Origin of the sequence: Mycobacterium sp. E802 (assembly GCF_001666875.1) — a bacterium.
Classification (GTDB): domain Bacteria; phylum Actinomycetota; class Actinomycetes; order Mycobacteriales; family Mycobacteriaceae; genus Mycobacterium.
Map to the genome: position 1 here is coordinate 67,734 of NZ_LZJD01000062.1, position 9,980 is coordinate 77,713.

Annotated in this window: 11 protein-coding genes; 9 read left to right on the top strand and 2 right to left on the bottom strand. The window is 65.6% G+C overall.

All coding sequences use genetic code 11. From position 1 onward, the window contains the following. Nucleotides 1–125 precede the first annotated feature (125 nt). The 6 genes from A5699_RS09530 to A5699_RS09555 all read left to right on the top strand — a co-directional run bounded on the left by A5699_RS09530 (nucleotide 126) and on the right by A5699_RS09555 (nucleotide 5,305). Nucleotides 126–1,586, top strand: coding sequence for a sugar transferase (locus tag A5699_RS09530; protein ID WP_067768527.1), 1,461 nt, complete (start codon nucleotides 126–128; stop codon nucleotides 1,584–1,586). Nucleotides 1,587–1,642: 56 nt separating this feature from the next. Continuing rightward, entirely contained in the window at nucleotides 1,643–2,677 is a 1,035-nt protein-coding gene (gmd, locus tag A5699_RS09535) for a GDP-mannose 4,6-dehydratase (RefSeq protein WP_067768530.1), read from the top strand. Between the two features lies 1 nt (nucleotide 2,678). Further along, nucleotides 2,679–3,668, top strand: coding sequence for a GDP-L-fucose synthase (locus A5699_RS09540; protein ID WP_067768532.1), 990 nt, complete (start codon nucleotides 2,679–2,681; stop codon nucleotides 3,666–3,668). A gap of 52 nt (nucleotides 3,669–3,720) precedes the next feature. Continuing rightward, complete coding sequence (locus A5699_RS09545) at nucleotides 3,721–4,518, top strand: biotin--[acetyl-CoA-carboxylase] ligase (RefSeq protein WP_067768534.1); 798 nt, start codon at nucleotides 3,721–3,723, stop codon at nucleotides 4,516–4,518. A gap of 9 nt (nucleotides 4,519–4,527) precedes the next feature. Next, a complete protein-coding gene (locus A5699_RS09550) occupies nucleotides 4,528–5,046 on the top strand; it encodes a PH domain-containing protein (RefSeq protein WP_067768536.1) in 519 nt (172 codons plus the stop codon). 85 nt (nucleotides 5,047–5,131) lie between these two features. Beyond that, nucleotides 5,132–5,305, top strand: coding sequence for a CsbD family protein (locus A5699_RS09555; protein ID WP_067768538.1), 174 nt, complete (start codon nucleotides 5,132–5,134; stop codon nucleotides 5,303–5,305). A 34-nt stretch (nucleotides 5,306–5,339) separates the two neighbouring features. On the opposite strand, the gene A5699_RS09560 is transcribed toward A5699_RS09555, so the two are convergent. After that, on the bottom strand, nucleotides 5,340–6,005 hold the full coding sequence (locus A5699_RS09560) for a GtrA family protein (protein ID WP_067768540.1): 666 nt from the start codon (nucleotides 6,003–6,005) through the stop codon (nucleotides 5,340–5,342). Between the two features lie 203 nt (nucleotides 6,006–6,208). Here A5699_RS09560 and A5699_RS09565 point away from each other — a divergent pair, with 203 nt between their 5' ends. After that, nucleotides 6,209–7,369, top strand: a complete 1,161-nt coding sequence (locus A5699_RS09565) for a 5-(carboxyamino)imidazole ribonucleotide synthase (protein WP_067768542.1) — start codon at nucleotides 6,209–6,211, stop codon at nucleotides 7,367–7,369. Continuing rightward, nucleotides 7,359–7,871, top strand: coding sequence for a 5-(carboxyamino)imidazole ribonucleotide mutase (gene purE, locus A5699_RS09570; protein WP_197508245.1), 513 nt, complete (start codon nucleotides 7,359–7,361; stop codon nucleotides 7,869–7,871). The genes A5699_RS09565 and purE overlap by 11 nt, the downstream gene beginning before the upstream one ends. 13 nt (nucleotides 7,872–7,884) lie before the next feature. Here purE and A5699_RS09575 read toward each other — a convergent pair whose 3' ends face one another. Beyond that, complete coding sequence (locus A5699_RS09575; RefSeq protein ID WP_067768546.1) at nucleotides 7,885–8,541, bottom strand: TetR/AcrR family transcriptional regulator; 657 nt, start codon at nucleotides 8,539–8,541, stop codon at nucleotides 7,885–7,887. Nucleotides 8,542–8,676: 135 nt separating this feature from the next. Between A5699_RS09575 and A5699_RS09580 the strand changes: the two genes are divergently transcribed. Next, a complete protein-coding gene (locus tag A5699_RS09580) occupies nucleotides 8,677–9,846 on the top strand; it encodes an acyl-CoA dehydrogenase (protein ID WP_067768570.1) in 1,170 nt (389 codons plus the stop codon). The last annotated feature ends 134 nt before the right edge of the window (nucleotides 9,847–9,980 follow it).

A 9,980-nucleotide genomic window follows, 5' to 3' on the forward strand; every position in this document is an offset into this window, starting at 1 on the left:
CGCTTGATCGAATAGATGGCGCCTATGGCTGCGCGGTTTTTGTCGTACTGATTGTCGCGATCCCGCTTTGAGTGGATCGTTGAGCATCGCTGCCGGCCATGGGCCGGAGAGGTGCACGATTCGGAATGACGGTTGTCACGATGCCGCGAGAAGTGTTCACCCGCACTCGCTGGCAGCGGCAATACCTGGTGAACATCCTCATCACCGACATCCTGGTGGTGTGTGCGGCGGTGATATTGGCGCAGTACGTCCGCTTCGGACAGGCGCCGGACCTGTCGAGCACCGATGGCTACATCACGGCCGTCTCGATTCTCTTCGCTGCCATCTGGCTGTTGGCCCTGTCGATCTGCCGTACGAGATCGACACGGGTGATGGGGGCCGGGGCCGAGGAGTACAAACGGGTTGCCGCCGCCTCGTTTTGGACGTTCGGCGGGCTGGCGATCATCACGTTCTTGGTCCAACTTGAGGTGGCCCGCGGTTACCTGGCGGTGGCGCTGCCGGCCGGCACCGTGGCATTGTGTCTGAGTAGGTGGCTGTGGCGCCGGTATCTGGCCAAGAAGCGGGCCGAGGGGCACTATCAGACGGCTGTGATGGCGATCGGTGATGCCGACGCGGTCAGCTATCTGGCTCAGGAGCTGACTCGCGATCCGCGCAACGGATACGACGTTGTCGCAGTGGGGATTCCGGGCTATGGCGCACCCCGTGGCGAGACGTTGCGCGTGGGAGACCGTGACATCCCGATCATGGGCGGCGAGGCCTACGCACTCGACGACATCCGGGAATCCGGCGCTGACACCGTGGCCATCACCGGCACAGAGCATTTCGGCTACGACGGAATCCGCAAACTCATGTGGGACCTGGAGGCCATGGGAATCGACCTGGTGGTGTCACCAGGCGTCATGGACGTATCCGGGGCGCGTCTGGAGATGCGCCCGGTGGCCGGATTCCCGCTCGTCCATGTCGAAAAGCCGCAGTACGACGGCGCAAAGCGGTTCGAGAAGCGAGCCTTCGACTTCCTGTTCGCGTTGTTCGCACTGGTGGTCTCGTCACCGATTCTCGTGGCCGCCGCGATCGCCATCAAACTCGACAGCCGCGGTTCGGTCTTCTACACCGCCGAACGCATCGGCATCGACGGACAACCGTTCGCAATGTTGAAGTTCCGTACGATGGTTTCGGATGCCGATCGTCAACTGGAAAGTCTGCAGGAGCTCAACGAGAGCTCAGGCGGTGTCCTCTTCAAGATCAAAGACGATCCGCGGATCACTTCGGTGGGGCGGATTCTGCGTCGGTACAGCATCGACGAGTTGCCCCAGTTCATCAACGTGCTCAGGCAGGAGATGAGCGTGGTCGGGCCCCGTCCGCCGCTGCGGCAGGAGGTCGAGACCTACGACGGCGACGTCCAGCGCAGGTTGTTGGTCAAGCCCGGGATCACCGGACTGTGGCAGGTCAGCGGGCGATCGGACCTGTCCTGGCAGGAATCGGTGCGGCTGGATCTGTCCTATGTCGAGAACTGGTCGATGGTGGCCGACCTTGTCATCATCGCGAAAACCGTACGCGCGGTGCTGCTGAGCAACGGGGCCTACTGACGCGCCGAAAGTCTTACCGCCCAGCGCTTTGTGCGTGCACAGAAAGGAATGTCGCAGTGACGCAGGCGAAAAAGAAAGCCTTGATCACCGGAATCACGGGCCAGGACGGTTCTTATCTGGCAGAGCTTCTGCTCAACAAGGGCTACGAGGTGCACGGGCTGGTCCGTCGGTCCTCGTCTTTCAACACCGACCGGATCGACCACCTGTATGTCGATCCCCACGAACCGCACGCGCAACTGTTCCTGCACTACGGTGACCTCAGCGACGGCGCCCGGCTGGTGACACTGCTCAGCAGCATCGAACCGCACGAGGTATACAACCTGGCCGCGCAGTCCCATGTCCGGGTGAGCTTCGACGAGCCCGAACACACCGGTGACACCACGGGTATCGGTTCGGCCCGGCTGCTGGAGGCGGTACGGATCTCGAAGATTCCGTGCCGTTTCTATCAGGCCTCCAGCTCGGAGATGTTCGGTGCGTCGCCGCCCCCGCAAAACGAAGAGACGAACTTCTATCCGCGGTCGCCCTATGGTGCGGCGAAAGTCTATTCGTACTGGATGACCCGAAACTACCGCGAGGCCTACGGGATGTTCGCGGTCAACGGGATCTTGTTCAACCACGAGTCACCGCGGCGCGGTGAAACATTCGTCACCAGAAAGATCACCCGGGCCGCCGCGCAGATCAAAGCCGGTCTGGACCAACACCTTTACCTGGGAAACCTGGATGCGGTGCGGGACTGGGGTTACGCCCCCGAGTACGTCGAAGGTATGTGGCGCACCTTGCAGGCCGACGAGCCGGGTGATTACGTGCTGGCCACCGGCGACAACTACACGGTGCGAGACTTTCTCGTCGCGGCCTTCGAACGTGCCGGCCTGGACTGGGAGAAACACGTCCGGTTCGACGAGCGTTACCTGCGCCCGACCGAGGTCGACGCACTCATCGGCGACGCCACCAAGGCGGACCGGCAGCTCGACTGGCGTCCGACGGTCCGGACGCCGCAACTGGCCCAGATCATGGTCGACGCCGACATCGCCCGGCTGGAGTGTCAGGGCAAGCCCTGGTGTGACACGCCGGCACTGGCAGGCTGGAGCTGACATGTCAGCGAAAGCCCAGGGACACAACGACATTGCGCTCGATCCGGCCGCTCCCACGTTCGTCGCTGGTCATCGGGGCATGGTCGGATCGGCGATTCACTGCACACTCCGCACGGAGGGCTTCAGTGATCTGCTCGTCCGGTCGCGTCGCGAACTCGATCTGACCGACCGGACGGCGACGTTCGAGTTCTTCGCCCGATCACGGCCCCGTGTGGTGGTGCTGGCGGCGGCCCGGGTCGGGGGGATCCTGGCGAACAGCCAGGCCCCGGTGGACTTTCTCTCCGAGAACCTGCGAATCCAGACCAATGTGCTGGACGCGGCGCTGGCACACGGCACCGAACGCCTGCTCTTTCTCGGATCGTCCTGTATCTACCCGAAATTGGCGCCACAACCGATCACCGAGGACGCGCTGCTGACCGGCCCGCTCGAGCCGACCAACGACGCGTACGCCATCGCCAAGATAGCCGGCATCCTGCAGGTGCAGGCCGTGCGGCGTCAGTACGGCCTGCCGTGGATCTCGGCGATGCCGACGAACCTGTACGGCCCCGGTGACAACTTCTCCCCGGAAACCTCCCACGTGCTGCCGGCGTTGATCCGCCGTTACGACGAAGCGCGGGAGAACAGTGAGCCGCGCGTGACGAACTGGGGGACCGGCACCGTTCGCCGGGAGTTCATGCACGTCGACGACATGGCCTCGGCGTGCCTGCACCTGCTGCGGCATTTCGACGGACCACAGCAGGTCAACGTGGGCACCGGGGTCGATCACACGATCAAGGAGACCGCCGAGATGGTCGCGGCCGCAGTGGGATTCGACGGCGATACGTCCTGGGACACTGACAAGCCCGACGGTACCCCGCGAAAGTTGTTGGACATCAGCACGTTACGGGACCTTGGCTGGGAGCCCTCGATTTCGCTGCGAAACGGCATCGAGGAGACGGTGCGCTGGTACCGGCAGAATCGCGGCTCGGTCCGACGGATGGCGCTGACCTGAGGCGGCCCGGCCCGGCCCGGTGTTCGCCGGGCTGCCCGTAAGCTGGCCAGCAATGAACACGAGACCACCGTTGGACGTGACTGCACTGCGCGCCAGATTGAGCGCGCCGTGGCGTCGACTCGACGTCGTCGACGAGACCGGATCCACCAACGCGGATCTGCTCGCGCGGGCCGCCGCCGGTGACGACGTCTCCGGTGCGGTGTTGTTGGCGGAATATCAAAGCGCCGGTCGGGGCCGGCACGGGCGGGCATGGACGGCGCCGCCACGCTCGCAGGTGGTGGCCTCCTTCGGGGTGGATGCCGCGGGGGTTCCGACCGACCGGTGGGGACGGTTGCCGCTGGCCACCGGGCTCGCAATCGTCGACGCAGTCGGTGAGGTGACCGGAGTTCGAGTCGGTTTGAAATGGCCCAATGACGTCCTCGTCGGTCCGGGAGGCGGGAAGCTGGCCGGCATCCTGGCCGAGGTGGCCTCTCCGACGTCGGTCATCGTCGTCGGGCTCGGGCTGAACGTGACGCTGACGGCCGCGGAGGCACCTGATCCCCGGGCCACGTCGCTGGCGCAACTGGGTGCCGCGACAGTGGACCGCGTGCCGCTGACACAAGCCCTGCTCCGTCATCTGGGCGCCCGCGTCACCGGCTGGCGCAACGCAGATCCCGAACTGGCCGACGACTACCGTGCCCACAGCGTCACGCTCGGCAGCCAGGTCCGTGCGATCCTGCCCGGGGACCGCACCTTGGTGGGCACGGCCGCCGACGTCGACGAACTCGGTCGTCTGATCATCGACACCGGCGCGGAGCGGGTCACCGTCTCTGCGGGTGACATCACCCACCTGCGCCCCTCCGAGTCGTAGAGTGCTGCCGTGGGCTACCCGGAGAATGTGCTGGCCAACGACGAGCAGGTGGTGCTGCACCGGCACCCGCACTGGAAGCGCCTGATCGGGGCGATCCTGGTCCTCATCCTGGTCACCGCGGCCGCGGCGTTCGTCGCCGCCGTGGTCAACACCATGCAGTGGCAGCCGACGGCCAAGAACGTGCTGTTCATCGTCATCGGGGCGATCTGGCTCATCGTGGTCGGCTGGCTGACCCTGTGGCCGTTCCTGAACTGGTGGACCACCCACTTCGTCATCACCGACCGTCGCGTCATGTTCCGGCACGGTGTGCTGACCCGCTCAGGTATCGACATCCCGCTCGCCCGGATCAACAGCGTCGAGTTCCGCCATGGTCTGTCCGACCGGCTGTTGCGCACCGGCACCCTGATCATCGAGTCGGCGTCGCAAGATCCGCTGGAATTCGACGACATCCCGCGCGTGGAGCAGGTGCATTCACTGCTGTATCACGAAGTCTTCGACACCTTGGGCTCTGACGAGTCACCCAGCTGACGGATCGTTCGGTTTGGCGTTGGCGCCGCCGGGGCAACCTCATCGTGATTGCAGCCTGGCAACGGCGCTGCCGGAAGGAGGAGCCATGAGCGGCATCGACAAGGCCAAGAACAAGGCCGAAGAGTTGGCGGGAAAGGCCAAAGAGAAGGTGGGACAGGCAACCGGGGACAGGGACACCGAGGCCGAGGGACACAAAGATCAGGCCACGGGCAACCTGAAGCAGGCGGGCGAGAAAGTCAAGGACGTCTTCAAGAAGTAACGCGGGTTCGCCGTCAAAGCCCGATGCGGGCGGATCAGGAAGTCTTCGACACCGGAGGGTCCGAAGGATCGTCGTATCGGCCCGCTTTGGCGCGGCGGCCCGGCCGCCGTAACGGTGTCACCGTGGCGGATCTGCGACGCTCGGAGTGATCCTCCAGCGCCTCGGCCAGGCCACCACCGGTGAGCGTGGATTCGAGCGCGAGATCGGGCGTGTCGACGAACTCGTCGGGGAACACCCAGCGGCGGAATGCCCAGAACCGGAACGCCATCTGCAGCAGATTGCCCAGGATGTACGCCGAGATGAAGTCGGCGATGTTCTCCACCGTCAGAGACACCTCGGGGACCCGCAGCCCCAGCACATAGCTGGAGAAGTACAGCGGCAGCATCGACAACAGCACACCCACGCCGCTGAACGCGAAGAACAGCAGGGCCTCGTGGTGGCGTTCCCGGCCGCCGCGGTTCTGGAAGCTCCACTCCCGGTTGAGGATGTAGGAGGCGATGACCGCGACGATGCCGGCGATGATCTTGGCGGTGACCGGCTTGGGCTCGAGCACCGTGAGCTTGAGCGTGTAGAAGATCGCCGAATCGATGACGAACGTCGTCGCGCCGACGATCGCGAACTTGATCAGTTCGTGATGCCGTTCGGCGAACGGACGGACGAAGCGCGGCAATCGGGCGATTGTCGCATCGGCGAAGGACACAGCTAGGCAGTGTACGGAAATGCGCCCGTCGTTGCCGCATCGCTGTGCTGCCAGACCTTAACCGCAGGTCAATGCACCGGTCACGAGGATGACACGAATCGGCGCATGACACCATGGAGTGCGTGCCGACAACTCCTGAGAAGCCTTCCCGCGTGGGCGGGGCGTCACCTTCCCTCGCGGGCGGGGCGTCACCTGTCGTGGCGATGATCGGCGGCGGCCAGCTCGCCAGAATGACGCACCAGGCGGCAATCGCGCTGGGGCAGACCCTGCGGGTGCTGGCTGCCGGGCCGGATGAATCCGCTGCTCAAGTCACCGCCGACGTCGTCATCGGCTCTCACACCGACCTGGACGCGTTGCGTCGGGCGGCCCAGGGCGCTGCGGCGTTGACCTTCGACCACGAGCATGTGCCCACCGAGCACCTCGAAAAGCTGGTGGCCGAGGGTGTCACGGTCAACCCGCCGCCGCAGGCGCTGGTCCATGCCCAGGACAAGCTGTTGATGCGCCGCAAGCTGAAGGCCCTGGGCGCCCCCGTGCCACGGTTCGCCGAGATCACCTCCGTGGCGGACGTCGAGGCGTTCGTGGCCGAGATCGACGGCCCGGTGGTGATCAAGACCGTGCGTGGGGGCTACGACGGCAAGGGCGTGGTGATGGCCGACGATCTGGCGGCCGCGCGCGAGGTGGTGGCCGGGTATCTGGCCGACGGGGTGCCGGTGCTGGCCGAGGAACGCGTCGCGATGCGCCGGGAACTCGCCGCGCTGGTGGCCCGTTCGCCGTTCGGGCAGGGCGCGGCGTGGCCGGTCGTGGAAACCGTGCAGCGCGACGGTATCTGCGTCGAGGTGTACGCCCCGGCTCCCGGGCTGTCCGACGAACTCGGTTCGGCCGCACAGGAACTCGGGCTACGGCTGGCTGATGAGCTCGGCGTCGTCGGCGTGCTGGCCGTCGAGCTGTTCGAGACGGTCGACGGCGGTCTCCTGGTCAACGAGTTGGCCATGCGCCCGCACAACTCCGGGCACTGGACCATGAACGGCGCGGTCACCAGTCAGTTCGAGCAGCATCTGCGGGCCGTGCTGGATTACCCGCTGGGCGACACCTCGGCCATCGCACCGGCCGCGGTGATGGCCAACGTGCTCGGGGCGGCGCAGACACCGGCGATGTCGATGGACGAGCGGTTGCACCATCTGTTCGCCCGGATTCCCGACGCGAAGGTGCATCTGTACGGCAAAGGCGAACGTGCGGGACGGAAGTTGGGGCACGTCAACGTGATCGGCTCGGATATGGACGAACTGCGGGAGCGCGCGGGGCGGGCAGCGCACTGGTTGTCGCACGCCGAATGGACCGACGGATGGGATGAACATGGCGAGTAACACGGCACGGGTCGGGCTCATCATGGGCAGCGACAGCGACTGGTCGGTGATGTCGGAGGCGGCCACCGCGCTGGCCGAGTTCGAGGTGCCGTTCGAGGTCGGTGTGGTCTCCGCGCACCGGACCCCGCAACGAATGCTCGACTACGCCAAGACCGCGGCCGACCGGGGCGTCGAGGTGATCATCGCCGGCGCGGGCGGGGCTGCACATCTGCCCGGAATGGTGGCCTCGGCCACACCGCTGCCGGTGATCGGGGTGCCGGTGCCCCTGGCCCGCCTCGATGGCATGGACTCGTTGCTGTCGATCGTGCAGATGCCCGCCGGGGTCCCGGTGGCCACGGTTTCCATTGGCGGAGCACGCAATGCGGGCCTGTTGGCGGTGCGGATCCTGGGCGCCGCTGACGCCGCGCTACAGGCCCGAATGGTGAAATTCCAGGCCGATCTGGAAGCCATGGTGTTGGCGAAGGACGCCGCGTTGCGCGATCGCCTGCTGGGTGACGACTGAGTCAGCGGCTGAGTCAGTCCCCGATGAGCTCGCGAATGCGGGGCGTCAGGGACTCGATCGGTTCATCGGTCGACATCACCACCACCGCGGTGCGGCCGCCACCGCCCCGGTAAATCGGCCAGGTCGCGGCCAGCGCCTCGGCCAGGTCTGACCGCGGGTTCGTCGAGTCGCCGCGCAGCCATCGGCGCAGCACGTGGTTGTGCGCGGCGACGACGGCGTTGGCGAACAGTTCGGCGCGCAGATCCGCCGTCCAGTCTCCGGTCTGCGCGGCCCTCAGGTGTTTGGTGAACAGCCGCACATACCGTGACACCACGGCCGTTTCGAAGTCGCGCAGGGCTCCTACCGTGCGGGTCAGCCGATACCGGGTCCGGGCGCGCTCGCCCTCGGCGAGGTAGTTCTCGAAGACCGAGGTTGTCGCCACCGCGATGACCTCGGCGGGGAGTGCTTCGGCCGACGCCGCCGACAACCTCTCGTCGGCGCGGCGCAGCAACGCCTCGTGATCGGGAAAGATCATCGCCTCTTTCGAGCCGAACTGACGAAACGCGGTGGTGCGTCCCACCTGCGCCCGTGTCGCGATGTCGTCGACGCTGGTGGCCTCGTACCCGCGTTCTTCGAACAGTTCGAAGGCCGCGCTCACCAGACGCTCCCGTGTGCTTGGCGGACCGGGCATAGGTGCACCTCCATCGGGTACTGAGTGCCAGTGATATGGTACTGAGTACCAAAAGTAGCAGGGCGATGTACTCGATGTGCAGTCCGGGCAACGATGGAACAAGAGAGCGAAGAGCTGAAAGCAAAGGAGAAGATCATGGCTGGTTGGGCCGGAAACCCATCTTTTGATCTGTTTCAGCTGCCGGAGGAGCATCAGGAGCTTCGGGCGGCGATCCGGGCGCTGGCGGAGAAGGAAATCGCCCCGCACGCTGCCGACGTCGACGAGAATGCGCGCTTTCCCGAGGAGGCTCTGCAGGCGCTGAATGCCTCGGGCTTCAACGCGATTCACGTGCCCGAGGAGTACGGCGGTCAAGGCGCGGATTCGGTCGCGGCCTGCATTGTGATCGAAGAGGTCGCGCGGGTGGACGCGTCGGCGTCGCTGATTCCGGCGGTCAACAAGCTGGGCACGATGGGGTTGATCCTGCGGGGTTCCGATGAACTCAAGAAGCAGGTGCTGCCGTCGCTGGCGTCCGGTGAGGCAATGGCCTCCTACGCCCTGTCCGAGCGCGAGGCCGGCTCGGACGCGGCCGGTATGCGGACCCGGGCCAAGGCCGACGGGGACGACTGGATCCTCAACGGCGCCAAGTGCTGGATCACCAACGGCGGCAAGTCGACCTGGTACACGGTGATGGCGGTGACCGATCCGGACAAGGGCGCCAACGGTATCTCGGCGTTCATGGTGCACAAGGACGACGAGGGTTTCTCCGTCGGACCCAAGGAGAAAAAGCTCGGGATCAAGGGCAGCCCGACCACCGAGCTGTACTTCGAGAACTGTCGGATCCCCGGTGACCGGATCATCGGTGAGCCCGGCACCGGTTTCAAGACCGCGCTGGCCACGCTCGATCACACCCGGCCCACCATCGGTGCCCAGGCCGTCGGTATCGCCCAGGGTGCGCTGGATGCCGCGATCGCCTACACCAAGGATCGCAAGCAGTTCGGCACGGCGATCGCCGAATTCCAGGCCGTGCAGTTCATGCTCGCCGACATGGCGATGAAGCTGGAGGCCGCCCGGCTGATGGTCTACCACGCTGCCGCCCGCGCCGAGCGTGGTGAAACCAACCTCGGGTTCATCTCGGCGGCGAGCAAGTGCTTTGCCTCCGACGTGGCCATGGAGGTCACCACCGATGCGGTGCAGCTGTTCGGCGGCGCCGGCTACACGGTGGACTTCCCGGTCGAGCGGATGATGCGCGACGCCAAGATCACCCAGATCTACGAGGGCACCAACCAGATCCAGCGCGTGGTGATGAGCCGCGCCCTGCTCAAGTAACCACCGCCAGCAGACGCAAACCCGTACTTTTTCGCGCGACAAGGTACGGGTTTGTGTCTCAGTGTCAGTCTGGATTTTGCCGCGTTGCGGTGGTTGGGTCTGGATCATCTGGTGTCTGGCTCAGTTTGTGTCTG